The 24,007-nt window shown below is 70.9% G+C and carries 24 protein-coding genes; 11 read left to right on the top strand and 13 right to left on the bottom strand.

What is annotated here, in order from left to right:
- The first annotated feature begins 12 nt into the window (after window positions 1-12).
- Window positions 13-828, top strand: a complete 816-nt coding sequence (locus ACZ3I3_RS08535; protein ID WP_467363604.1) for an alpha/beta fold hydrolase — start codon at window positions 13-15, stop codon at window positions 826-828.
- 68 nt (window positions 829-896) lie between these two features.
- Here ACZ3I3_RS08535 and ACZ3I3_RS08530 read toward each other — a convergent pair whose 3' ends face one another.
- On the bottom strand, window positions 897-1,499 hold the full coding sequence (locus ACZ3I3_RS08530) for a hypothetical protein (RefSeq protein WP_467363602.1): 603 nt from the start codon (window positions 1,497-1,499) through the stop codon (window positions 897-899).
- 4 nt (window positions 1,500-1,503) lie between these two features.
- Window positions 1,504-1,959 carry an ATP-binding protein gene (locus tag ACZ3I3_RS08525; RefSeq protein ID WP_467363600.1) on the bottom strand — a complete coding sequence of 152 codons (456 nt, stop codon included), beginning with the start codon at window positions 1,957-1,959 and terminating at the stop codon, window positions 1,504-1,506.
- Window positions 1,960-2,072: 113 nt separating this feature from the next.
- Between ACZ3I3_RS08525 and ACZ3I3_RS08520 the strand changes: the two genes are divergently transcribed.
- Complete coding sequence (locus ACZ3I3_RS08520; RefSeq protein WP_467363598.1) at window positions 2,073-2,885, top strand: helix-turn-helix domain-containing protein; 813 nt, start codon at window positions 2,073-2,075, stop codon at window positions 2,883-2,885.
- Window positions 2,882-3,076 carry a DUF397 domain-containing protein gene (locus ACZ3I3_RS08515; RefSeq protein ID WP_467363596.1) on the top strand — a complete coding sequence of 65 codons (195 nt, stop codon included), beginning with the start codon at window positions 2,882-2,884 and terminating at the stop codon, window positions 3,074-3,076. The genes ACZ3I3_RS08520 and ACZ3I3_RS08515 overlap by 4 nt, the downstream gene beginning before the upstream one ends.
- 284 nt (window positions 3,077-3,360) lie before the next feature.
- On the opposite strand, the gene ACZ3I3_RS08510 is transcribed toward ACZ3I3_RS08515, so the two are convergent.
- Window positions 3,361-5,871 (bottom strand): tetratricopeptide repeat protein, encoded by a 2,511-nt coding sequence (locus tag ACZ3I3_RS08510; RefSeq protein WP_467363594.1) that lies wholly within the window; start codon window positions 5,869-5,871, stop codon window positions 3,361-3,363.
- Between the two features lie 83 nt (window positions 5,872-5,954).
- Here ACZ3I3_RS08510 and ACZ3I3_RS08505 point away from each other — a divergent pair, with 83 nt between their 5' ends.
- Window positions 5,955-6,467 (top strand): DUF2165 domain-containing protein, encoded by a 513-nt coding sequence (locus ACZ3I3_RS08505; RefSeq protein WP_279540080.1) that lies wholly within the window; start codon window positions 5,955-5,957, stop codon window positions 6,465-6,467.
- A 9-nt stretch (window positions 6,468-6,476) separates the two neighbouring features.
- Here ACZ3I3_RS08505 and ACZ3I3_RS08500 read toward each other — a convergent pair whose 3' ends face one another.
- On the bottom strand, window positions 6,477-7,031 hold the full coding sequence (locus ACZ3I3_RS08500) for a hypothetical protein (RefSeq protein ID WP_467363592.1): 555 nt from the start codon (window positions 7,029-7,031) through the stop codon (window positions 6,477-6,479).
- Between the two features lie 83 nt (window positions 7,032-7,114).
- Window positions 7,115-8,113 (bottom strand): glycosyltransferase family 2 protein, encoded by a 999-nt coding sequence (locus tag ACZ3I3_RS08495; protein WP_467363590.1) that lies wholly within the window; start codon window positions 8,111-8,113, stop codon window positions 7,115-7,117.
- A gap of 149 nt (window positions 8,114-8,262) precedes the next feature.
- Here ACZ3I3_RS08495 and ACZ3I3_RS08490 point away from each other — a divergent pair, with 149 nt between their 5' ends.
- Window positions 8,263-8,715, top strand: coding sequence for a GtrA family protein (locus tag ACZ3I3_RS08490; RefSeq protein ID WP_467363588.1), 453 nt, complete (start codon window positions 8,263-8,265; stop codon window positions 8,713-8,715).
- Between the two features lie 36 nt (window positions 8,716-8,751).
- The gene (locus ACZ3I3_RS08485; RefSeq protein WP_467363587.1) at window positions 8,752-10,164 is read left to right on the top strand and encodes a hypothetical protein; all 1,413 of its coding nucleotides are present in this window, start codon (window positions 8,752-8,754) and stop codon (window positions 10,162-10,164) included.
- 15 nt (window positions 10,165-10,179) lie between these two features.
- On the opposite strand, the gene ACZ3I3_RS08480 is transcribed toward ACZ3I3_RS08485, so the two are convergent.
- The 3 genes from ACZ3I3_RS08480 to ACZ3I3_RS08470 all read right to left on the bottom strand — a co-directional run bounded on the left by ACZ3I3_RS08480 (window position 10,180) and on the right by ACZ3I3_RS08470 (window position 13,936).
- Window positions 10,180-12,765, bottom strand: a complete 2,586-nt coding sequence (locus tag ACZ3I3_RS08480; RefSeq protein ID WP_467363586.1) for a bifunctional FO biosynthesis protein CofGH — start codon at window positions 12,763-12,765, stop codon at window positions 10,180-10,182.
- Between the two features lie 43 nt (window positions 12,766-12,808).
- Window positions 12,809-13,018, bottom strand: a complete 210-nt coding sequence (locus tag ACZ3I3_RS08475) for a hypothetical protein (protein ID WP_467363584.1) — start codon at window positions 13,016-13,018, stop codon at window positions 12,809-12,811.
- Between the two features lie 63 nt (window positions 13,019-13,081).
- Window positions 13,082-13,936 carry an LLM class F420-dependent oxidoreductase gene (locus ACZ3I3_RS08470; protein WP_467363583.1) on the bottom strand — a complete coding sequence of 285 codons (855 nt, stop codon included), beginning with the start codon at window positions 13,934-13,936 and terminating at the stop codon, window positions 13,082-13,084.
- A 208-nt stretch (window positions 13,937-14,144) separates the two neighbouring features.
- Between ACZ3I3_RS08470 and ACZ3I3_RS08465 the strand changes: the two genes are divergently transcribed.
- On the top strand, window positions 14,145-15,653 hold the full coding sequence (locus tag ACZ3I3_RS08465; protein ID WP_467363582.1) for a CehA/McbA family metallohydrolase: 1,509 nt from the start codon (window positions 14,145-14,147) through the stop codon (window positions 15,651-15,653).
- A 24-nt stretch (window positions 15,654-15,677) separates the two neighbouring features.
- On the opposite strand, the gene ACZ3I3_RS08460 is transcribed toward ACZ3I3_RS08465, so the two are convergent.
- Window positions 15,678-16,118: an ATP-binding protein gene (locus tag ACZ3I3_RS08460; protein WP_467363580.1), complete on the bottom strand. Its 441-nt coding sequence runs from the start codon at window positions 16,116-16,118 to the stop codon at window positions 15,678-15,680.
- 161 nt (window positions 16,119-16,279) lie between these two features.
- Here ACZ3I3_RS08460 and ACZ3I3_RS08455 point away from each other — a divergent pair, with 161 nt between their 5' ends.
- From ACZ3I3_RS08455 to ACZ3I3_RS08445, 3 genes are read left to right on the top strand one after another with little or no spacing between them, the layout of a single operon-like run.
- Window positions 16,280-17,134: a Scr1 family TA system antitoxin-like transcriptional regulator gene (locus tag ACZ3I3_RS08455; RefSeq protein WP_467363578.1), complete on the top strand. Its 855-nt coding sequence runs from the start codon at window positions 16,280-16,282 to the stop codon at window positions 17,132-17,134.
- A gap of 10 nt (window positions 17,135-17,144) precedes the next feature.
- Window positions 17,145-17,333: a DUF397 domain-containing protein gene (locus ACZ3I3_RS08450; RefSeq protein ID WP_467363576.1), complete on the top strand. Its 189-nt coding sequence runs from the start codon at window positions 17,145-17,147 to the stop codon at window positions 17,331-17,333.
- Between the two features lie 38 nt (window positions 17,334-17,371).
- Window positions 17,372-17,764, top strand: a complete 393-nt coding sequence (locus ACZ3I3_RS08445) for a nitroreductase/quinone reductase family protein (RefSeq protein ID WP_467363575.1) — start codon at window positions 17,372-17,374, stop codon at window positions 17,762-17,764.
- A 21-nt stretch (window positions 17,765-17,785) separates the two neighbouring features.
- Here the strand turns inward: ACZ3I3_RS08445 and ACZ3I3_RS08440 are convergent, their stop codons facing one another.
- The 4 genes from ACZ3I3_RS08440 to ACZ3I3_RS08425 all read right to left on the bottom strand — a co-directional run bounded on the left by ACZ3I3_RS08440 (window position 17,786) and on the right by ACZ3I3_RS08425 (window position 23,063).
- The gene (locus ACZ3I3_RS08440) at window positions 17,786-19,237 is read right to left on the bottom strand and encodes an aldehyde dehydrogenase family protein (protein ID WP_467363574.1); all 1,452 of its coding nucleotides are present in this window, start codon (window positions 19,235-19,237) and stop codon (window positions 17,786-17,788) included.
- Window positions 19,234-20,964, bottom strand: a complete 1,731-nt coding sequence (locus ACZ3I3_RS08435) for an N-acyl-D-amino-acid deacylase family protein (protein WP_467363573.1) — start codon at window positions 20,962-20,964, stop codon at window positions 19,234-19,236. The genes ACZ3I3_RS08440 and ACZ3I3_RS08435 overlap by 4 nt, the downstream gene beginning before the upstream one ends.
- A gap of 91 nt (window positions 20,965-21,055) precedes the next feature.
- On the bottom strand, window positions 21,056-22,174 hold the full coding sequence (locus tag ACZ3I3_RS08430; protein ID WP_467363571.1) for an LLM class flavin-dependent oxidoreductase: 1,119 nt from the start codon (window positions 22,172-22,174) through the stop codon (window positions 21,056-21,058).
- A 118-nt stretch (window positions 22,175-22,292) separates the two neighbouring features.
- A complete protein-coding gene (locus ACZ3I3_RS08425; RefSeq protein WP_467363570.1) occupies window positions 22,293-23,063 on the bottom strand; it encodes an SDR family NAD(P)-dependent oxidoreductase in 771 nt (256 codons plus the stop codon).
- Window positions 23,064-23,230: 167 nt separating this feature from the next.
- Between ACZ3I3_RS08425 and ACZ3I3_RS08420 the strand changes: the two genes are divergently transcribed.
- Window positions 23,231-23,974 (top strand): hypothetical protein, encoded by a 744-nt coding sequence (locus tag ACZ3I3_RS08420; RefSeq protein ID WP_467363569.1) that lies wholly within the window; start codon window positions 23,231-23,233, stop codon window positions 23,972-23,974.
- Window positions 23,975-24,007 lie beyond the last annotated feature (33 nt).

Here is a 24,007-nt window from a genome sequence, read left to right as displayed (position 1 = left end):
CCAGGGGGAAACATGACGAAGAACAGCACGCCCGCGACCGGTTCGACCTGGACCGGCATGGTGCCGGTCGACGACACGGCCCTGGCCGTCACCGACACCGGCGGGCCCGGGATCCCGGTGATCTACCTCAACGGCCAGTTCGCCACCCAGGGGTACTGGCGGCGGGTCATCGCCGAACTGGGGCCAGGGTGGCGGCACATCACCTACGACGAGCGGGCCCGCGGCAAGTCGAAGCGTTCGGCGGACTACTCCTTCGAGGCCGCCGTCCGGGATGTCGACGCCGTTCTCGCGGCCCGGGGCGTGGACCGGGCACTGGTGGTCAGCTGGTCCTACGGAGCGGTCGTCGCGGCGCACTGGGCCCACCGGAACCCGGAGCGTGCCATGGGGGCGGTCCTGGTCGACGGCGCGTTCCCCTACGACTGGCTGGACGAGGCCACGGAGCAGCGCATCCGGAAGCTGTTCCGGCGCCTGGGCTGGTTCATGCCGCTGCTGCGCCCGACGGGCCTGACCCCGCGGATGACCGCCGCGCAGCAGGCCGAGAGCAACATCGAGCTCGGCAGGCTGTCGCGGGAGCGGGAGCTGGGGCCCGTGCTGGGCGGCATCACGGTCCCGGTGCGGTACGTGGTCGCTTCGGGTACGTCCTTCGGCAGCCGCGGTGACGAGCAGGAACGGATCCGCACCGGCCTCGACGCGGTGACGGCCCAGAACCCCAACGTCCGGATCGCCGCGAAGGTCGCCAGCAATCACGGCGCGATCCTCAAGAAGGACTTCCGGGCCATCGCCGATGCCACCCGCGAGGTCGCCGACCTCCACCACGGGGAGCACTGATCATCATCGCCGTCCGGATCGACCGCGTCCGTCCCGCGCAGGGTCCCCAGTGCCTCGCGCGGGACGTGTCACGTACCGGGGTCCTCGCTCGGATCCGCGAAGTCACGCAGCAGGGCGTCGGCATCCTGGGAAGAACGCAGCCGCACTCCGGGGTCTCCCGTCACGCCCAGATCGCGGCGCATCGCTTCCCTCATCGCAGCTATCAGTGCCCAGATGTCATGCTGCGCCTCGGCGGCCGACCGCGTGCTCTCGCCAGGGCGTGGGTTGCCCTGCTCCAGGCGTTTGACCTGTCCGTAGACCCTGGTAAGAGCGCCGTTCACCTCGCCGGCCGGGGCGATCACCGTGTCAGGCGCGATCATCAGCGCCTCTGACCAGCGATCCCGGTGGGCGTCCTTGGCGGCTTCCAGCACCTGTATGTCCTCGTCGCCGGGCGCACGGTCGCGCAGGACGTACAGATGGCGGCTCAGCGCCGTGCAGAACTGCCGTGCCTCGCGGTGCAGTTCCGAATAGCAGCGCCGCCGCAGCTCCCGATTCTCGCGGGCCTCCTGGATGGCCTGGGTCATCTCCAGCTCACGCCTCTTGGCCCTCTCGGCACCCTGCTGGGTGAGCAACGCGCCCCCGAGCGTGCCCGCCACACCGGCCACGGCTATCAAGACCGCCCCAACATCCATGGGATCACCCTAGATCGGTGGCATCGCACAAGTCCCTGTGTGTCATGGGCAGTTCTGCCCATACCGTCTTGCCGTGGGCCGGGGCCTCCACCACGCCCCAGCGGTTCGCGTACGCCTGGACGATGCGCAAGCCGTGTCCGCCCTCCGCGTCCTGCTCCGCCCGGGCCGGGAGGCGCGGGACCCGGTCGCCCCGGGCGTCGGTCACCTCGATACGGAGCGTGCGATCGGCGCGTAGCGTCAGTCGCAGCCGGAAGTCCCTGCCCAGGACCCGGCCATGCAGTACGGCGTTGGACGCCAGCTCCGCCACGACCTGCGCGGCAGCCTCGTACGGCTCGCCCCAGTCGTCGAGTTGGCGTTCGGTGAGCAGCCGGGCCAGTCGAGCACCTCTTCGAGTAGCGGACAGCTGCACCGCGAAGTGACGGGTGGGGGCGGTGATTTGGGCGGGGGATTTCCGGCTCATGTCACCCAGCGTGGCCGCACCTCCCTACCCTGAACAGCAACGACCCCGGTACGGAGAGTGACTGTCCGGACGCGTGGCGGGGTCGTACGGCTCGTACGTCAGGAGGGGAAGGCGTGGAGGACGAGGAAGCGGCGGCCGTGCTCAGGACGGTCGGGCGGCAGATCAAGATGTGGCGCGAGGCCGCGGGGTTGACGCAGCCGGAGCTGGGTTCGGCCATCGGGTACGGCGAGGAGATGGTTTCGTCCGTGGAGCGGGCGAGACGGATTCCCAAGCCGGACTTCCTGGACAAGGCCGACGAGGCGCTTGGGGCCGGGGGCAAGATCTCGGCGATGAAGAAGGATGTGGAGGAGGCCCGGTATCCGAAGACCGTGCGGGACCTGACGAAGCTGGAGGACCAGGCAGTCGAGCTAGGGGCCTACGCGGCTCTGCACATCCACGGGCTGTTGCAGACACCGGAGTACGCCCAGGCGTTGTACGCGATGCGGCGGCCCGCCTACACCGAGGACGAGATCGAGCGTCACGTGGCCGCGCGCATGGCACGGAAGGTCGTCTTCGATCGGGTTCCCCGCCCGCTGGTCACCTTTGTCCAGGAAGAGATGACACTGCGGCGCCCCTTCGGGGGCAAGATGGTTCTGCGCCGACAGCTCGAACACCTGTTGGAGGTAGCGGAGTTGCGGCACGTCGAGATTCAAGTAGTACCCACGGACCGGGAGGACCACGCGGCTGTAATGGGCTCGTTCAGGCTGCTGAAGCTCAAGGACGGCAAGGCGCTCGGTCACACGGAGAGCCAGCTGTACGACCGCGTGATCAGCGACCCAAAAGACGTACAGGTTCTCGATATGCGCTATGGCATGATCCGGGCGCAGGCCCTCTCGCCTCGCGAGTCACTGGCCTTCATCGAAAAAGTGCTGGGAGAAGAGACATGACGCCCACCCCACTGACGTGGATCAAGAGCAGCTACAGCGGAAACGACGGCCCCGATTGCGTCGAGGTCGCCATATCCCCCACCCCCCACTCCACGATCCACATCCGCGACTCCAAGAACAAGGACGCCGCCCGCCTGGCATTTACCGACGGTGCCTGGTCCGAATTCCTGGAGTTCGCTGTGAGGCGCTGAGTCTCAGTCCTGGGCGGGGGCCGCTTCCTCGGCGACGCTGTCGTCCTCTTCGGCCTCCGCTCGCTCCTTCTTCAGAGCGAGTTCCCGGGCCAAGGCCTCCGAGTAGAGCCTCATTTCCGCTTCTTTGCGCTCGTCGAACACCGATGCCTCCTTTGCATGCAGGGGTGTTGAGGCTCCCAAAAAAACTCGACCAGACCACAAGCCTCTTGGCTCAAAGGCTACCCCGCCGCCACTCAATAGGTCACCGTCGAATTACATTCACACACAGGTAATTCGCACGCCGTTCACTCGGCGAGGATGGACCCGAGTACCGCACAGTCGGTATCCGAAAGGCGTTCCAGTGCCCCGGAGTCCAGTTCGCGGACGCTTTCCACATCGGCCCGTGCCTCGCCGAACCTCCCCATGAGCGCCTGCACCACCGCCCGGCGGCACAACGCCCAGACGTACCCCGGCCGGAGTTCCACCGCCCGGTTCAGGTCGGCGAGGGCCTCCGTGTGGTGGCCGAGGGCGGTGTGGGACGCGCCCCGGCTGGCGTAGGCCGAGGCGTAGGCGGGGTCCAGGGACAGCGCACGGTCGAAGTCGGCGACAGCCTCCTCGTCGCGGCCCTGGGCACGCAGCGCGTCGCCGCGTTCGCAGCGGGCCCAGGGCCAGTCGGGGCTCAGGGCGAGGGCGTGGTCGAGGTCGGACAGTTGGCGTCGGGGGTCGGCCAGCGCGCGCCAGACCCGGGCGCGGCGGGCGAGCGCCCAGGCGTAGTCCGGCTTGAGGTCCAGGGCCCGGCCCAGGTCGCTCAGGGCGGCGTCCAGGTCTCCGCGGCGTTCGTGCGTGGCTCCCCGGGACGCCCAGGCGAACTCGTTGGCCGCATCGAGGCGGATCGCTTCGCTCAGGTCCCGGACGGCCTCGGCGTCGTGCCGGGCGAGCCGGTGGTGTTCGCCGCGCAGGGCGACGTACCAGGAGTTGTGCGGCTCCAGCGCGACGGCCCGGTCAAGGTCGGCGATCGCGGCCTCGTCGTCGCCCAGCTCCCTGCGGATTCCGGCCCGGTGACGGTAGGCGACGGCCAGTTCCGGATCCAGGGCGACGGCCCGGTCGTACTCGGCGAGGGCCTGCGGGTACGCGGCCCGGCCGCGCAGCTCGTCACCCCGTACGGCCCGGGCCCGGGCCTGAGTGGGCGTGTCGAGCACCGCGCGGCGCAGGAGCAGGCCGAGTGCGGTGAGGACGCCCTCCGCGTCGAGGGCCGCCGTCAGGTCGGTGCCCCACTCGGCCACCGCCGCCGTGTCCGCGTCGTGTCCGGCGTCCACCAGCGCACGCGCCCACTGCGCGGCCACGCCCGCACCGGCGTCGCAGGCGTGGACGAAGTCCCGCAGCGCCTGCGGCAGGGCGTCCCGTTCACCGGCGCAGAGGAGGTGGTACACCTCGGCCAGGCGCAGGTTCCGCCACGTCTCGTCGGACCACGGCTCGGCCCCGCCGGCCTCGGTCTCCTCCCGCCAGCCGCCGAACGTCCGCGCCAGGTGCCGCTGCCGTTCGGCCCACCCGCGCGGCGACCGGCTGCGCTGCGCGCGCAGCATCGGTGCCCGTACGACGTCGTGGTAGCGCAGGCCTCCCCCGCCGCGCTCGACGACGAACGGCATGCCCCGCAACCACGCGTAGAGGGGCTCCAGTTGGTCCTGGGGGCAGTCGGTGACGGCCCGGAACACGTCCGCGTCCAGCCATCTCGGCAGCGCGCAGGCCAGTGCGGCCGCGCGTCGTGCCGGGTCCCGCTCCCACCTCAGGAAGCGTTCCACCGCCGTGGCGCTCGGATCGCCCACGTCGTCCGGGTCGGTGGGGCGGGATTCGGCGAGGGTGGAGACCAGGACGGGGAGCCCGCCGCTGAGGCGCAGCACCTCCTCGACGACCGGTTCGGCGGTCACGCCCTTGCCGGCGAGCAGGCCGCGGGCCTCCGTCTCGGTGAAGGGGGACAGCGCGACGTCCGTCACGAAGTCCGTCAGACCGCCCCACAGGGCCGTGTCCAGGGGGCGCTGGCCCGCCGTGACCACGACGGCCGTGGCCGGCATGGCGCCGTAGCGGTCGGTGACCATCGCCTGGTGCAGCCAGCGGTCCAGGTAGGGGGCCGTCCGCTCGTACGTGTCGAGGAAGAGGGCGATCCAGGGAGCCGAGGCGGCGGCGGCCTCCGTGAGCTCGCGCAGGAGCACCGGTGTGAGCACCTGCTCCGGGGCGAGGACCAGCCGCACGTCCTCGTGGTCGCGGAAGCGAGCCAGCACGCTCTCCCGGAACCGGTCCACTCCGCCCGCGAGTTCCTCGGAATCGAGCAGGCCCGCGAGGGGGCCGACCACCGGGACCATCCCCAGCGCGACCGTCCCGGCCCGGGCCACGATCCTGCCGCCCGCCGAGGGACCCGCGTCCTCCGCCTGCGCGTCCAGGGCGGCGAGCGCGGCCAGTTCGGCCTCGTGTCTGCGTTCGTCGTGGGCGGCGAGCATGCGGTTGAGTTCTTTCAACCGGCGGCCCTGCACGGTGAACTGACGGCTGATCTCCGCCATCACCTCCGGCACGCTGCCGGCGCTGTCGTCCACGTACGCGGTCAGCGCGCCCTGTTCGCGGGCGATCTGCTCCAACTCCCGCAGGAGGAAGGTCTTTCCGACGCCCGCGTTGCCGTGGACGTGGAAGCGGAAGCGGTGGCGTTCGTCCTGCGGAGGAGTGCCGAAGTTCGCGCGGAACAAGGCCCGTTCAGCGGCCCGGCCGACGAAACCGGCCCGGGTCCGCTGCCGTATCAGGTCCTGCATCGAAGGTCTGGCCTGCGCCATCCGTACGTCCCCTCGCCTCGCCCGTCCGGCTACCACCGTCATTGTGTCGCGTCGGCCGCCGCCGCTCGGGAAGAATGATCGCCATGGCCACCTCCCCAACCTCACGCCGCGGCGCGCTGCCTCTGGCCGCCGCCCTGCTCACCGCCTCGGTCGCGCTCTACATGGCGCTGGTCGCGTTCGGGAACATCACCGACTTCGGCACCAACCAGCAGTTCGTCCGCCATGTTCTCGCCATGGACACCACGTTCAAGGACGAGGACCTGATGTGGCGGGCCGTCACCAGTACGGCACTTCAGGACACCGCCTACGTCCTGATCATCGTCTGGGAGACCGTCGCCGCGCTCGTCCTCATATACGGGACCTGGCTGTGGGCCAGACGGGACCAGCAGCAGGCGCGGCGGATGTCCACCTACGGGCTGCTGATGGTGCTGCTGCTGTTCGGGGCCGGGTTCATCGCGATCGGCGGTGAGTGGTTCTCGATGTGGCAGTCGAAGAGCTGGAACGGGCTGGACGCCGCGACCCGTGTGTTCCTGTTCAGCGGGCTCGTGCTGATCGTCAACCACTTGCCGTCCAAGCAGTCGGACCCGGCTGCCTGACCCCTGCCCCTACTTGACCACGGTCACCGTCGTGCCGACCGTGCCGAACGCCCACAGTGCCGTGCCGTCCGCCTTCCGCATCCGGACCCCGCCCGTCTTGGCGCCGGAGTCGGCGGGCGGCGGCGAGGCGCCGTCGACCGCGTTGGAGAACGCGACGGAGACGCCGGACTTCGCGGCGAAGTACATGATGTGCTCGATGCGGACGCCGTCCGAGCCGGTCGTGGCCTCGGTGCGGGACGAGACCGTGTAGGTGCCCGGGTCGGGGCTGACCGTGCCCGGCCACACGGCGAACGTACGGCGGGTCGCCTCGCTCGCGTCGACCAGCCACACCCGCTTCTCGGCCAGGGAGTAGACGATGCGCCGGCCGGTGCCGGAGCCGTCGGGCACCCTCGCCGGGGCCGAAGCCGAGGGCGTGGGTTCCGCCGACGCGGAGGCGCTCGGCTTGGCCGAGGTGGCGGCGGGCTGGGGGCCCTGGTCCGCCTGCACGGCCAGGACCGTCACCGCGGCTATCGCTCCCACGGTCAGCCCGGTCGCCCAGGCCCACGAAGGAAGTCGGGCAGGCACGGGCACGCATCTCCTCAGTCACGGGACCCCGCGGAGCGGGGGTTCCGATCATCGTACTGCGAGCCCGTCGCTCCCCAGGCGGTTCAGGGGCCGTCCACGGTCTTGCGGACCGGCACGGGGCCGGTGCCGGCTCCGTGGGCGGTGTAGAGCGGGGTGCGGACGGGGGCCGGGTAGGAGAGGTGCACCAGCCGGGTCTGCTCCTGCCGCATGTGGGTGAGCGACTCGAGGATGTAGCCCACGAGCAGGACGAGCGCGGCGATGGTCATGATCGCGGCGGCGAGGATCGCCGTGGGGACGCGGGGCACCGTGCCCGTGCGGACGAAGTCGGCGATGACGGGGGTGCCGAGGACGACCGAGATCAGGGCCAGGACGCCGGCGATCACGGTGTGGACGAGGGAGGGGCGCTCCCGGCGGGCCAGGTCGAGGATGACCCGCAGGATGCGCCAGCCGTCCCGGTAGGTGCGCAGTTTGCTCTCGCCGCCGGCGGGGCGGACCCGGTAGTTCACGAGCACCTCCGCCGTGGGCAGGCGCAGGTGGAGGGCGTGGATCGTCATCTCGGTCTCGGTCTCGAACTCCCGGGCCAGCGCCGGGAAGGACTTCACGAAGCGGCGCGAGAAGACCCGGTAGCCGCTGAGCATGTCGGTCACGTCGTTGCCGAACAGGGACCGCACGGCCCCGGTGAGCACCTTGTTGCCGACCGCGTGTCCGGTCCGGTAGGCGCCGTCGTCCGTCACCCGGCGGGCGCCGACGACCTGGTCGTAGGGCCCTTCGAAGAGCAGGTCCACCATGTCCCGGGCGCGCGAGGCGTCGTAGGTGTCGTCGCCGTCGATGATGAGCAGGGCGTCGGCGTCGACGTCGGCGAAGGCGCGGCGGATGACGTTGCCCTTGCCCTTGCGGGGCTCCTGCCGGACGATCGCGCCCGCCGCGCGGGCGACCTCCACGGTGCGGTCGGTGGAGGCGTTGTCGTAGACGTAGACGACGGCCTCGGGGAGGGCCGCGCGCAGGTCGCGGACCACCTTGCCGACGGCCGCCTCCTCGTTGTGGCACGGCACGACACACGCGATCGTCGGTTCCACAACCACTCCCCACTCCTCATCCGAGCATCCGAGCATCCGAGCATGCGAGCCGGTGCCAAATAGTCACATATGGGGGAAATCATGCGGTATGAGCGCGTCCATGAGGTGAGGGCGCGCCGGGTGGCTACTCTCGCTTTGTGCCGGTTCTCACCTCTGTGACACGTTCGGTCCGTGATGCCGTCCGGGGTATCTGGCGTGAGGCCGCGAAGTTCTCCGTCGTCGGGGCGCTGGCCTTCGTCGTGGACAACGGCGGCTACAACCTGCTGGTCTTCGGCCTGCCCGGCGGCGCCCGGGGTGGGCCGATGGGGAGCTCTCCCGTCCAGGCGTCCGTCGTCGCGACGAGTGCGGCCGCGCTCTTCAGCTGGGCCGGGAACCGCTACTGGACCTACCGCCACCAGCACCGCGAGCAGGTCTCCCGCGAACTGGGCCTGTTCCTCGTCGCGAACGGCGTCGGACTCGCCATCACCGCGGGCACGGTCTTCGCGTCCCGGCAACTGCTCGGGCTCGACTCGGCGCTCAGCGACAACACCGCCCGCATCCTCGGCTGGGCGCTCGCGACCCTGTTCCGCTTCTACGCCTACCGGCGCTACGTCTTCGTCGCACCCTGAGCCGTGGGCCGTCAGCGACCCGCTAGCATCCGGCATATGGGACAAATGCCATGGCTGCCGCGTGAGCAGCGCTGGGTCTGGGGGCTGGCCGCCGTCGCCGCGGTCTGCTGCCTGGGCACGATCCTCGTGTTCGCCCCCGGCTACCTGAGTCCCGACAGCCTCGACCAGCTCCGGCAGGCCGAGGGGAAGACGCCCCTGACCGACTGGCACCCGCCCGTACTGAGCCTGGTGTGGCGTGCGCTCATCGCGGTGACCGGCTCGATCACGTCCATGCTCGTCCTCCAGGCCGTTCTCTTCTGGGGAGCGCTCTGGGTGCTGGCCTGGTGCGTCTGGGAGCTGACCGCGAGCCGCGGCGGTTCGCTCGCCGTACTCGGCCTCGGTCTGGCTCCCTTCGTGCTGACGTTCGTCGGGGTGGTGTGGAAGGACGTCCACGCGGCGGTCGCGCTGCTCGCCGCGTGCGCGGTCGCGCTCACCGGGCTGCGGCTGCGGGACGACCGGCCTCCTCGTCCCGCCGTGCGGTGGGGGCTGCTCTGGCTGGGCGTGCTGTTCCTCGCATACGCCATGCTGGTGCGCAAGAACGCCTTCTTCGCCGCGCTCCCCGTCTTCGTCATGCTGGTCCTCGCCCTGTGGCGCGCCCCCGGACGCCGTACGTGGGTGACGTGCACGGCGGCGCTCGTGGCCGCCCTGGTCGTACCGAGCGCCGCCATCTCCCTGTTCGCGGGGCCTCTCGGGACGAAACAGGAAGCACAGATCATGCTCGACGACCTGGTCCACGTACTGACGGTGGACGAGCTCCGGACGGCGGACGTGCCACGCGACCTCAGGGACCGGCTCGTGGCGTCGGCGCAGGAGTGCGAGCGCGTCGGGGCCCTGTCGGACGCCTACTGGGCCTGCTACGAACGCCCCGCGGACGGGCTGCGCGGGGACTCGGGCGAGATCACGTCCCTGTGGCTGCGCGAGATGAGCGGGCATGTGCCGGACTATCTCCAGTACCGGCTGCGGCTCTTCACGACCCTGCTGTTCGAGACCGACGACCCGTACAAAGCGGGGATCAGCCGCAACGACATGGGCCTCGAGGTGGCACATCCCCGGCTGGAGGACATGCTCGGCACATACGTCAACGGCATGGTGACGGACGTGCGGTGGCTGTTCCGCGGATGGTTCTGGCTCGCCGTCGCGCTGGTGCTGGCCATCCGCCCGGGCAAGGGCCGGTTCTCCATGCCGGTCCGGGCACTGGGCATCAGCTCGGCGGCCTACATCCTCGGCTATCTGCCGATCATGCCCGCGACGGACTTCCGCTACGTCTACTGGCCGGCGATCGCCTGCACGCTCGGCCTGCTCCTGCTCTGGCTGGGCCGGGGCACGGCTCTCCCACCGCCGAACAGCCCCGGCGCCGCGCCCGACCGTGCCGTGACGGCACAGCAGCCGGCGGACGCCGGGGGCCGGTAGGTCCCGGCCGGTGGCTCAGTCCAGCACCGGCAGCAGTTCCGGCAGATGCCCGTCCGACGCCTCCGCCGCCCGCTGCCGCTCCTGGGGGACCTCCCCGTACAGGGTGTTCCGGGGCTTCGCCGGGCGGCCCGCGGCGTCGGCCACCGCGATGAGGTCCTTGACCGACTTGTACGAGCCGTAGGAGGAGCCCGCCATGCGGGAGATGGTCTCCTCCATGAGCGTCCCGCCGAGGTCGTTGGCGCCCGAGCGGAGCATCTCGGCCGCGCCCTCGGTGCCCAGCTTCACCCAGCTGGTCTGGATGTTGGGGATGTACGGGTGCAGCAGCAGCCGGGCCATGGCCGTGACCGCGCGGTTGTCCCGCATGGTCGGGCCGGGGCGGGCGATGCCCGCCAGGTACACGGGCGCGTTGGTGTGCACGAACGGCAGCGTCACGAACTCGGTGAAGCCGCCGGTGCGCTGCTGGATGCCGGCCAGGGTGCGCAGATGCCCGAGCCAGTGCCGGGGCTGGTCGACATGCCCGTACATCATCGTCGAGGACGAGCGGATGCCCAGCTCGTGGGCCGTCGTCACGACGTCGATCCAATCGGCCGCGGGCAGCTTGCCCTTGGTCAGGATCCAGCGGACCTCGTCGTCGAGGATCTCGGCGGCCGTGCCCGGGATGGTGTCCAGGCCGGCCTCCTTGGCGGCGGTCAGCCACTCCCGGATCGACATGCCGGTGCGGGTCGCGCCGTTGACGACCTCCATCGGCGAGAAGGCGTGCACATGCATGCCGGGCACGCGTTCCTTCACCGCCCGCGCGATGTCGAAGTACGCCGTGCCGGGCAGGTCCGGGTGGATGCCGCCCTGCATGCAGACCTCCACCGCGCCGACGTCCCAGGCCTGCTGGGCCCGGTCGGCGACCTGGTCCAGGGACAGGGTGTAGGCGTCGGCGTCGGTGCGGCGCTGGGCGAAGGCGCAGAACCGGCAGCCCGTGTAGCAGACGTTGGTGAAGTTGATGTTGCGGGTCACGATGTAGGTGACGTCGTCACCGACGGCCGACTTGCGTACGTCGTCGGCGACCCGCGCGAGGGCGTCCAGGGCCTGGCCGTCCGCGTGCAGCAGGGCCAGCGCCTCGTCATCGGTGAGCTTCGTGGGGTCGTCGGCCGCCGTGCGCAGGGCCTGCCGTACGTCGGTGTCGATGCGCTCGGGGGCCATGCCCGGGGCGGCCGCCTCGCGCAGGGCGCCCCAGTCGCCGTACACCTCGTCGAAGTCGTCCCGGCGGTCGGAGGTGCGGCCCTCGCTGTCGATCGAGGAGTGCAGGTCCGTGCGGCCGGACGCCACGAAGACCTCCTCCGGCTCCTGCCACGGCAGGCCCTCGGGCAGGGCCTCCGGGCGCGCGAGCCCGGTCTCCGGGTCGGCCAGCGCCGCCACGTGCGGGCGCAGCCGCGGGTCCAGCCAGGGCTCGCCGCGCCGGACGAACTCCGGGTACACGCACAGCCGTTCGCGCAGCTCGAACCCGGCGGCCCGGGACTTCTCGGCGAGCTGCTCGATCTGCGGCCAGGGCCGCTCGGGGTTGACGTGGTCGATGGTCAGCGGGGACACCCCGCCCCAGTCGTCGATGCCGGCGCCGATCAGCCGCTCGTACTCGTCGTCGACGAGGTTGGGCGGGGCCTGGATGCAGCCGCTCGGGCCCATGAGGAGTCGGGCGACGGCCACCGTGGCGACCAGTTCGTCCAGTTCCGCGTCGGGCATGCCGCGCATCGCGGTGTCCGGCTTGGCGCGGAAGTTCTGGATGATCAGCTCCTGGACGCCGTGGTAGGCCCGGGAGACCTTCCGCAGCGCGAACAGGGACTCGGCGCGCTCCTCGTAGGTCTCGCCGATGCCTATGAGCAGCCCGGAGGTGAAGGGGACGGAGGAGCGCCCGGCGTCCTCGAGCACCCGCAGGCGGACAGCCGGTTCCTTGTCGGGGGAGCCGTAGTGGGGGCCGCCCGGCTCCGACCAGAGGCGGGTCGCGGTCGTCTCCAGCATCATGCCCATGCTGGGCGCGACGGGCTTGAGCCGCTGGAAGTCGGTCCAGGACATGACGCCCGGGTTCAGATGGGGCAGCAGGCCCGTCTCCTCCAGGATGCGGATGGAGATGGCGCGGACGTAGGCGATGGTGTCGTCGTAGCCGTGCGCGTCGAGCCACTCGCGCGCCTCCGGCCAGCGGTCCTCGGGCTTGTCGCCGAGGGTGATGAGGGCTTCCTTGCAGCCCAGGGCCGCGCCCTTGCGGGCGATGTCCAGCACCTCGTCGGGGGACATGAACATCCCGTGGCCCTCCCGGCGCAGCTTGCCGGGGACGGTGACGAACGTGCAGTAGTGGCACTTGTCCCGGCACAGCCGGGTCAGCGGGATGAAGACGCTCTTGGAGTACGTGATGACGCCGGGCCGGCCGGCCGCCTCGAGCCCCGCGTCCCGCACCCGGGCGGCCGAGGCCGCCAGGTCCTCCAGGTGCGCACCCCGGGCCTGGAGCAGGACGGCCGCCTCGGCGACGTCGAGGGAGACGCCGTCCCTGGCCCGTTTCAGGGCGCGACGCATGGAGTTCTCGGTGGGGCCGGTTCCGGAGGTCGCGGAAGTCGTCATCCTTCGAGCATACGATCGCGCTGATCAACTCGGCCGGACCCCGTCAGTGGAAGGCCAGCCACCCGATGCCCAGAGCGGACACGAGACCGCTGAGGGCCACGGCGAAGGGCCTGTTGCGGTGCTGCAGGCCGAACCAGACCAGCGCGGCGGTCACGAGCACGGCCGATGTGCCGATGGAGCCGCGCAACAGCCCTTGGCTGTAGCCGTATTCGGTGAAATGCCGCGCGAGCCACGATAACCAGGCAAGCCTCATGACGCCGTGCTCTCCCCCTGTGTGCGGGCCGAGTGGTCAGCTCGGCGAGTTGTCAGCGAGTTGTCAGGTACCTGGAAGATATCGCGTGAGCCCGTCGAGTGCCTTCAGCACCTCCGCCTCCCCCGCCGGCGGCAGTTGCGCCACGACCTCCTCGATGCCCAGGTCCGCGTAGTGCGCGAGCTTGCCCGGGGTGGGGTGGACGGCGTACGGGACCACGTGCAGGGCCTCGGGATCGCGGCCCGCGTCGGTCCACGCGGCGCGCAGCAGCGGCAGGGACTCGGCCAGACCGCGCCCGCCGATGGGCAGCCAGCCGTCGGCGTACTCGCAGATGTGAGCGAACAGCTTCGGCCCCGCCGCCCCGCCGAGGAGCGTGCGCGGGCCGACGACCGGGCCGCGCGGCTTGCGGACCGGCTTGGGGTACGCGTCACTGGCCCGGACGCCGCCGAACTCCCCCTCGTACGCGACCGGTTCCTGTGACCACAGCGCCCGCATCAGCGCCATCCGGTCCCGCACCAGCTCACGCCGGGTGCGCCACGTCACGCCGTGGTCGGCGGCCTCCTCGACGTTCCAGCCGAAGCCGACCCCGAGCGTGAACCGGCCGCCGGACAGGTGATCGACGGTCGCGACCTGCTTGGCCAGGTCGATCGGGTCGTGCTGGGCGACGAGCGTGATGCCCGTGCCGAGCCCGAGCCGCTCGGTGACGGCGGCGGCCTGGCCGAGCGCCACGAAGGGGTCGAGCGTACGGCCGTACTCGCGCGGCAGCTCGCCGCCCGCCGGGTACGGGGTGGTCCGCTCGACGGGGATGTGCGTGTGCTCGGGCAGATACAGCCCGGCGAAACCACGGTCCTCCAGCTCGCGTGCGAGCCGGGTCGGAGTGATCGTCTCGTCGGTGAGGAAGATCGTCACGGCGATGCGCATGAGTCATCTGTACCTGAGGGGCGCGTGACTGTCGATACCGACCGGTCGGCATCACCAGGTGCAGGTGCCGACGCGCCGTTGTTCGGCTGTTTCCCGCCCCCGGATTCCCTTCCCTTGCACGCCGGTTCACGGCTCAATACAAGGATTGCACCGCACCACCCCCGCACCACCCATGCCATGTCAGCGGACGACACTGGGGAGCAGCAGCATGTGCGAGGACCACCACGGCGGGCTCGGCCGGCGCGCTCTGTTCGTGACGGGAGCGGCCGCCGCGCTTACGTTGGGAAGCGTGAGCTTCGCTTCAGCGGCCGACGGGGAGCAGGAGAGCAGAACGGTGCGCGGCACCCTGCCGCCCGGCTCCCCCGACTTCGTGTACGTGCCCGTCGAGATCCCGGCCGGTGTCCGGGAGCTCAAGGTCGCCTACAGCTACGACCGCCCGTCCGTCCCGGCCGGCACGACCGGCAACGCCCTCGACATCGGCATCTTCGACGACCGCGGCACCGAGCTCGGCGGCCGGGGCTTCCGGGGCTGGTCGGGCGGGGCGCGCACGGAGTTCTTCATCCGCGCGGACGAGGCGACGCCGGGCTACCTCCCGGGCCCGGTGCGCGAGGGCACCTGGCACATCGCGCTCGGCCCGTACACGGTCGCCCCGCAGGGCCTGTCGTACGAGATCACGATCACGCTGACGTACGGCGAGCCGGGTGAGACCGCCCGGCCGGTGTACCCGCCGGACCGGGCCAGGGGCCGGGGCCGTGCCTGGTACCGGGGCGACTGCCACCTGCACTCCTGGTACTCCGACGGCCGCCGCACCCCCGCCGAGATCGGGGCACTGGCGCGGGCGGCGGGCCTGGACTTCATCAACTCCTCCGAGCACAACACGCACTCCGCGCACGCCCACTGGTCGGACGTGGCCGGGGACGACCTGCTGGTCATGCTGGGCGAGGAGGTCACCACGCGCAACGGCCACGTGGTGGCGCTCGGCACCGACCCGGGCACCTTCGTCGACTGGCGCTACCGGGCCCGCGACAACCGCTTCGGCCGTTTCGCCGGCCGGATCCGCCGCGCCGGAGGCCTGGTCGTCCCGGCCCACCCGCACGCCACGTGCGTAGGCTGCAACTGGAAGTTCGGCTTCGGCGAGGCGGACGCGGTCGAGGTGTGGAACGGCCCCTACACGCCCGACGACGAGGTGACCCTCGCCGACTGGGACAGCATGCTGGTGGCGTCCGTACGGGACGGGCGCGACTGGATCCCGGCGATGGGCAGCAGCGACGCCCACCGCGACCCGGACGCCGTCGGGCACCCGCAGACGGTCGTCCTGGCCGACGACCTGACCCGGCAGGCCATCCAGGAGGGCATCCGGGCGGGACGGTCGTACGTCGCCGAGTCCGCCAAGGTCGACCTGTCGTTCCGGGCGTCCGGCGGGCGCGGCGCCCACGCGGGCATCGGCGAGCGGTTGCGGGTGGACCGCGACACCCCGGTCACCGTCCGCCTGGAGGTCACGGGCGCCCCGCGCTGCACGGTCCGCTTCGTCACCGACCAGGGCGCGCTGCACACCAGCGCCCCGCTGCCGGTGTCCGGCTCGGGTGCCGTCGAGTGGCGGACGACGCCGTCGTACGCGGCGTACGTACGGGCGGAACTGCGGCACGAGGCGGCGGCGGGGCCGGTGCCGGGGGTGCTGGCCGCGTTCACGAACCCGATCTTTCTCGGGCGTCAGTGAGACCTACGGCCCGCACAGCCCCGCTCACCACGCCGCCGTTCCGCCCCCGCACTCGGCCCACAGCAGTTTGCCGCCCTTCGACGCGCCCAGCTCGCGGAGCACCGACGCGCCCCACGCGTCCGCGCAGGCCCGGACCAGGGGGAGGCCGCGGCCGTGCTCGGCGTCTGGTGGGGGCGCCGGGGATCCTCCGTTCGAGAAGCCGGGCGGGACACGAGGGTCTGTGTCCCATACGGCCACACGGAGCCGGCCGGGCTCCGCCGAGCGGACGCGGAGGGCGTACGGCCCCTTGGTGTGGCAGTGCGAGTTCGCCAGCAGTTCGGCGGCCAGGAGTTCCGCCGTCGGGACGAGTTCGGGCATCTCGTGAGCGGCGAGAATGAGTCTGAGGGTGCCGCGCGCGATGCCGGGTGCGCGTGGATCGTGCGGCAGGTGCAGGGTGTAGTTCCAGGACGGGGATACGGTGGCCATCGGAAGTCTCCGGTTGCTGAGGGGAGTTGGGGTCTTGCCTACGGTGCCCGGGAATGAAGATAGGGGCTCTGCAAAGCTGCTTTGCGAGCTTTCGAAGAATCTCGGCGTTATCCCCCTCGTGTGAGTGACAAGCACCGGCACGTCCAGTAGGAGGAGGTCTCATGACGCCAAGGCCCGCGCCAACGGCCCGACGCGTCCGGCTCGCGACCGAACTGCGCAAACTCCGCGAGCGGGCCGGCCTGACCTCGACCGAGGCCGCACAGATGCTCGGCACCAGCTCGGGTCAACTCAGCAACGTCGAGTCGGCCAGGTTCGGAGTGAGCCCGGACCGGGTCCGGGCCATGGCGAACGTGTACTCGTGTACGAACCAGCCCTACATCGACGCCCTGGTGGACATGGCCGGTGAGAAGACACGCGGCTGGTGGTGGGACTCGTACCGCGAGGTGCTTCCGTCGGGGCTCCTCACCCTCGCCGAGCTGGAGCATCACGCATCGGCCATCCGTACCGCCTTCACCTCGCACATCCCCGGCATGCTCCAGACCACCGAGCACGCCCGGGAGATCTTCAGTCAGGCGATCCCGACTCCCACCCCGCCGGAGGTGGAGCACCGCGTGTCGCACCGCATCAAACGCCAGGACGTGGTGTTCCGCGAGAACCCGAATCCGTACAGCACCGTCATCCACGAAGCCGCCCTGCACATGCGGGTCGGGGGCCGACGGGTGGCCCGCGAGCAGCTCAAGCATCTGATCGGCATGAGCGAGCGGGAGCACATCACCCTTCGGGTACTTCCCTTCGACGTGGGGGCGTTCCCGGGATCAGGCCAGTCCATCAACTACCTCTGCGGTCCCGTACCGGAGCTGGACACCGTACAACTGGACCAGTTTCACGGTCCCGTACTGCTCGACGCCGAGGCACATTTGGAGAGGTACCGACGACTCCTGGACGTCGTCGAGGCCGCCGCGCTCAGACCCGAGAAGTCCCGGGACCTGATCCACGCCATCGCCCAGAACCTGTGAAGGAGCCGGTATGCCCACGCACCACTGGCAGAAGTCGTCTCACTGCCAAGAAGGGGAGGCCTGCGTCCACATATCCGTCAGCCCCGACTCCGTCCACATAACCGACCGCCCCGACCCGCCCCAAGTCGTCATCACCACCAGCCACACCGCGTTCCGCGCCCTGCTCTCCTACGCTCGGTCGGCCAAGACCGCCGCGTGATCCGAGGGCAGAGCTTCGCGCCAAGGAGACCCCCGACGATGTCCCGCCTCGCCGATCTGAGATTCCGGGCCGCCACGGCCTTCCAGCGCCGGGTCAACCCGCTCATGCGGCGCCTTCCCCTCCAGTCCGTCCTGGAGACGAAGGGCCGTGTCTCGGGCCTGCCCCGCCGCACCCCGGTGGGCGGTCGCCGCGTCGGTGAATCCTTCTGGCTGGTGTCGGAGTTCGGGGAACGGTCGCAGTACGTGCGCAACATCAAGGCCGATCCGCGGGTGCGGGTGCGGATCCGGGGGCGGTGGCACACGGGCGTCGCGCATCTGCTGCCGGACGACGATCCGGTGGCGCGGCTGCGGCGGCTGCCGAGGGTCAACGGGCTGGGGGTCCGGGCGTTCGGGACGGATCTGCTGACCGTGCGCGTGGATCTGACGGACTGACCACCCCCTGGCGCGCGGCCCTCACCCCGGCCACACGATCGCCTGCACCTCGCTGTACGCGTGCAGGGCGTACGAGCCGACGTCCCTGCCGACGCCGCTCTTCTTGAAGCCGCCGAAGGGGGCCTCCATGTTGCGGCCCACGGTGTTGACGCCGACGCCGCCTGCCCGCAGGCGCCGGGCCAGCCGGAAGGCCCTGGCCACGTCGCCCGACCAGACGTAGTCGATGAGGCCGTAGTCGGTGTCGTTGGCCAGGGCCACGCCCTCCTCCTCGTCCTCGAAGGGGATGACGACCACCACCGGGCCGAAGATCTCCTCGCGGGCCACACGCATGTCGTTGGTGCAGTCGGCGAGGAGGGTCGGGGTGACGTAGAAGCCGGTCGGCAGGGCGGGGCGGTTGCCGCCCGTGACGACCGTCGCGCCTTCCTTCCGGCCGAGTTCGACGTACGACTCCACCCGGTCCCGGTGCGCCGCCGAGATCACCGGACCGACCACCGTGTCCGGCTCGCGGGGGTCTCCCACCTTCAATCGGCGTGCGTACGCGGCCAGTTGCTCGACCAGGCGGTCGTAGATGCCCCGCTGCGCCAGCACCCGGGTCGGTGCCGTGCAGATCTGGCCGCTGTAGAAGGAGAAGGTCGTGCCGATGCCGGAGACCGCCGAGCCGAGGTCGGCGTCGTCGAGGACGATCGCCGCGCCCTTTCCGCCCAGCTCCATCAACTGCCGCTTCATGCCGCGCCCGCACACCTCGGCGATGCGCTGCCCGACCGCCGTGGAGCCGGTGAAGCTGACCATGTCGACGTCCGCCGACGCCACGGCCGCCTCACCGACCTCGGTATGCGCACCGCTGACCACGTTGACCACCCCCGGCGGCGCACCCGCCGCCTCCAGCGCCTCCGCCATCCGGTACACCGACAGAGGGTCCTGGGGCGCCGGCTTCACCACGACCGTGTTGCCCATCGCCAGGGCCGGGGCGATCTTGCCCGCCGGGTTGGCCCAGGGGTTGTTGTACGAGGTGATGCAGGTGACGACCCCGACCGGCTGGCGTACGGCGAGTGCGCCCATGACGCCCGCCCGCCCCATCGGCCCGGCCTCGTTGATCTGCGGCGGGATCGCCCACTCGGCGGGCTCCACGCGCGCGTAGCGCCGGAAGCGGGCGGCGGCGACCCCGACCTGCATGGCGCGTGCGGTGCCGGTGGTCGCGCCCGTCTCCGCCCGGGCCAGCTCGGCGTACGGCACGAGACGGTCCCGGATGATGTCCGCGGCGCGGGCGAGGACCGCGGCCCGCTCCTCCACGGGCGTGGCCGACCACGGCCCGAAGGCCTCGCGGGCCGCGGCGCAGGCCGCGTGCACCTGACCCCGCGAGGCCTCCGGCGCCCACCCGACGGTCTGCTCGGTCGCCGGGTCGATCACCTCGTAGTGGCCGCCGTCCGGCTCCACCCAGGAGCCGCCGACGAAGAGCGACTGCCGTGCCGTCACCTCGTGCTCACCGTCGCCGTGTCCCGGCCGGAGCGCAGCACCCGCCCCGGCACGGCACCCGTGACCACGTCGTCCCGGATCGCCGCGACCCCGTTGACCCACACGGCCCGCACGCCCAGCGCACGGGAGTCCAGCCGTGGGCTGTCGCCCGGCAGGTCGTGCACCAGGGTGGCCGGGCCCGCGCCGATCCGCTCCGGGTCGAACAGGACGAGGTCGGCGTGCCAGCCCTCCCGCACCTGCCCCCGCTCGCGCAGACCGAAGAGCCGGGCCGGATCGTCGGTCAGCATCTTCACGGCCTGCTCCAGACCGACCAGCTTCCGGCCGCGCAGACAGTCCCCGAGGAACCGGGTCGTGTACGGCGCCCCGCACATCCGGTCCAGGTGCGCGCCCGCGTCGGACCCGCCGAGCAGCACGTCCTCGTGCCGCCAGGTCTCCGCCCGCAGCGCCCAGGACGCCGGGTCGTTGTCGGGCGGCATCGGCCACAGCACCGTGCGCAGCCCGTCGTTGGCGCAGATCTCCACCAGGCAAGCGAAGGGTTCCTGCCCGCGCTCCTCGGCGATGTCCTCGACCACCCGGCCGGTCAGCCCGGCGTTCGCCTCGCTGTAGGTGTCGCCGATGACGTACCGCCCGAAGTTCGCCAGCCGCCGGAAAACGCCCGCCTCCTTGGACCGGGCACGCCGCAGCATCCCGTCCCGTACGTCCGGGTCACGGAGCTTCTCGATCCGCTCGGGCACGGGCAGCCCGAGAATCGGCCCCCACCCGGGGATGAGGTTCAGCGCGCAGAAGGTGCCCAGCGACATGTTCATCGGCGTGAGGATCGGCATGGTGAGCGCCACGACCCGGCCGCCCGCCTTCCGCGCCTGCTCGCTCGCCAGGAGCTGCCGGGGCACCCGTTCCGGCACGGCCGCGTCGATGGTCAGGACGTTCCAGTTCAGCGGCCGCCCCGCCACCGCGCTCATCTCCACGAACAGGTCGATCTCGGCGTCGCTGAACTGATCCAGACAGCCCGCGACGATCGCCTCGATCTGCGTGCCCTCGTGCTCCCCGACGGCCCGCGACAGCGCCAGCAGCTCGGCCGGCCCGGCGTGCCGGGAGGCGACCGGTTTCCCGTCGCCGTCGGAGTGGCTGGTCGACTGGGTGGTGGACAGCCCCCAGGCCCCGGCGTCCATGGACTCCCGCAACAGCCGGACCATCGCCGCCAGTTGCTCCCCGGTCGGCTGCCCGCCGACGGCCTGCGGCCCCATCACGTACCGCCGCAGCGCACAGTGCCCCACCATGAACCCGGCGTTGACGGCGATCCGCCCCTCCAGGGCGTCCAGGTACTCCCCGAAGGAATGCCAGTTCCAGGGCGCCCCCTCCTCCAGCGCCACCAGCGACATGCCCTCGACCTTGGACATCATCCGCCGCGTGTAGTCGGCGTCCTCGGGCCGGTCCGGGTGCAGCGGCGCGAGGGTGAAACCGCAGTTCCCGCCGGCGACGGTGGTGACCCCGTGGTTGAGGGAGGGCGTGGCGTACGGATCCCAGAAGAGCTGCGCGTCGTAGTGGGTGTGGGGGTCGACGAAGCCGGGGGTGAGGACGAGGCCGGCGGCGTCCTCAGTGGTGCGCGCCTCCCCATCGACCTCGCCGATGACGGCGATCCGCCCATCCTGGATGCCTACGTCGACGACACGTCCGGGCCCACCGGTCCCGTCGACGACGGTCGCGCCTTTGATGACGTGATCGAGCATGACCACTCAACTCCCTTGAGACCGTTGCCCTATAGGGGCGCGGGGAACTGCGCGACCAGCCACGACGCACGCCGCCCCCGCCAACGAACGCTCAGGCCCCCTGCCGGAACCGCGAAGTCCGATGCACAGGATCCGTATCGATCTTGGGAATCACATGCTCCCCGACCAGCCGAATCGTCTGCAGCGTCTCCTCCTTCGGCACCCCCACCGGCAGCCCGAAACTCAACTGGTCCGCCCCCGCCTGCTCCCACCGCTTGCACTGCGTGAGCACTTCGTCCGGATCCCCGCAGATCAGCAGCTCCTCCTCGATGAGGACCTCCACCAACTCCTCCGTGTACTCCGGCAGCGTCTCCGGCCACACCGGAAACCCCTCGGGCCGCGGGAACGTGTCGTGGTACCGGAACACCAGCGACGGCAGATAGTGCAGCTGCCCGTTCGCCGCGATCCGCACCGCTTCCTCGTGCGTGGGCGCGCAGATCGCCGTGGTCGTCACCATCACGTTGTCGTTGACGAAGTCACCGACCGGCTCGGCGTCCACGATCGCCGTCTTGTACTGCTCCAGCACCCACTCCATGTCGGAGACCTTCTGCACGCTGAATCCGAGCACGCCCAGCCCCTTCTTCGCGGCCATGGCGTACGACGGCGGCGACCCGGCCGCGTACCACATCGCCGGGTGCGAGCTGCCGTACGGCTTCGGCAGGACCTTCCTCGGCGGCAGCGACCAGTGCTTGCCCTGGAAGCCGGCGTACTCGTCCTGGAGCCACATCTTGGGGAACTCGGCGATGGTCTCTTCCCAGATCTCCTTGGTGTGGTTCATGTCGGTCACCCCCGGCATGAACCCCAGGATCTCGTGCGAGCCGGCACCCCGGCCGCTGCCGAACTCGAACCGCCCCTCGCTGAGATGGTCGAGCATGGCGACCTTCTCGGCGACCTTCACCGGGTGGTTGACCGGGGCGAGGGGGTTGAAGATGCCCGAGCCCAGGTGGATCCGCTCCGTGGCGTGTGCCAGGTAGCCGAGGAAGACGTCGTTGGCGGACAGGTGCGAGTACTCGTCCAGGAAGTGGTGTTCGGACGCCCAGGCGTACTTGAAGCCCGACTTGTCGGCCTGGATGACGTACTCGGTCTCCTCCATCAGCGCCTTGTGTTCGGCGAGCGGGTCGGTCTCGGCCCGTTTGCCCACGTATCCCTGTACGAAGACCCCGAATTCCAAGGAGATTCACCGCCCCACGAGTCTGTTCTGACGGGCCGTCAGATACATGGCTCCGACTGTTCCACCGCTCCACGGGAGCGTCAATAGCTGACAGGTCGTCAGAGGCCCGAGCGGCGGGTCAGATGACGCTCACGCCCGCCAGCCAGCCCCCGTCGATCACGAACGGCTGCCCGGTGATGTAGGAGGAGTCCTCGCACGACAGGAACAGGGCGAGCCGCGCCACCTCCTCCGGCCGCCCGACCCGCCCCAGCGGCACGAGCTTGCGGTACAGCCGGTCGAGCCCCCTGGCCGTCTCCTCCGCGTCGGCGGCCGGGTCCAGCCGGGCCGGGTTGGACATCGCCGTGTCGATCGCGCCCGGGCAGACGGCGTTGACGCGTATCCCCCGCCCGGCCAGCTCCAGCGCGGCGACCCGGGTCAGCCCGACCACGGCGTGCTTGCTCGCCGCGTAGGCGCCCACCGCCGCCATGCCCGTCAGACCGGTGTACGAGGCGGTGTTGACGATCGTGCCCCCGTCCGCCATGCCGGGCGCGACGGCCCTGATGCCGAGGAAGCAGCCCACCTGGTTGACCTGGACAACCCGCATGAACTCGTCGAGGGCGGTGTCGAGGAGGGAGTTGAAGCGGAGGATGCCGGCGTTGTTGACCAACCCGTCGACCCGGCCGTACGCCTCCTCGGTGGCGGTGACGGCCGCCCGCCAGTCGTCCTCCCGGCCGACGTCGAGGTGGACGTACCGGGCGCCGATCTCCTTCGCGAGGGCCTCGCCCTGGTCGTCGAGGACGTCCGCGACGACCACCCGGGCGCCCTCGGCCGCGAAGAGCCGGGCCTCCTGCTCGCCCTGGCCGCGCGCCGCTCCGGTGATGATGACGACCCGTCCGTCGAGCTTGCCCATGGCAGCCCCCTTCGCGCGGTGGACACGGTGGACTGGGCATCGTACCGACATACCTGACGAAGCGTCAGATGCAAGACCTGGCCGTTGCTGAGGCGAATCTCACGTAACCCGCAAGTAGGGATGTTTGACCCTGTCGAGGCCGGTCGGGACCTTCCAGGATCGGGCCCATGGCCAAGAGAAGACTGAAGAACAGGAAGATCAGGATCGTCGCGATCGGATCGGCTCTCGTGACCGGTGGCGCCGTGGCCACGGTGCTGCTGCCGTCGGCGAACGCCGCCGACGAGAAGACACCCGAGCAGATCATGACGATGTGCCAGCGGGCCAAGGTGCTCAACGGAAAGCAGCAGTCCATCTCCGATTTCGGCGGCCACCCGATCGCCGGACCGAGTTTCGCCTCCGACAACTGCGATTTCGTCGAGACGAAGTTCGAGACCTTCGACGGACCGGCCGAAAAGGCCTCCATCGACTTCCCGAACTGCGAACCCGACGCCACCGAACCGGCGAAGGTGTCGGTCACCTGGCAGGCGACGACCGCACAGGGCCAGGGCAAGTACACCTCCACCCAGCAGGGCGGCGCCGGAGGGCTCTTCGGGGCGCTGAGCGGATCCTGGGTCAAGCACAAGGGCACGCTCGACATGACCGTCAGGTCGGCGACCGCCGGCGACACGGAACAGCGGGAAGTCCCCGTCGGCAAGGTCCTCCACATGGAGTTCACGCCGAAGATGCAGCGCATGACGGGCGAATGGCGCGTGCGGATCGACGCCCGTGAGGCCACGACCGTCACCAATGCCACTCCGGAACAGAACTTCGTGGCGCCGGAGGTCGTCGAGGGCCCGGTCGTGCTGCCGGGCGCGGCCGGTGCCCCGGGGGTCGTGGACGGCACCTCCAAGGCCGTACTGACCGACTGCTGAGCGACTGCTGAGCGACCGCTGACCGACCGCAGC

Source organism: Streptomyces sp. NPDC016851, from assembly GCF_055562795.1.
The sequence above is the reverse complement of the archived record's forward strand: the minus strand, read 5'-3'. Positions and strand labels throughout refer to the sequence as shown.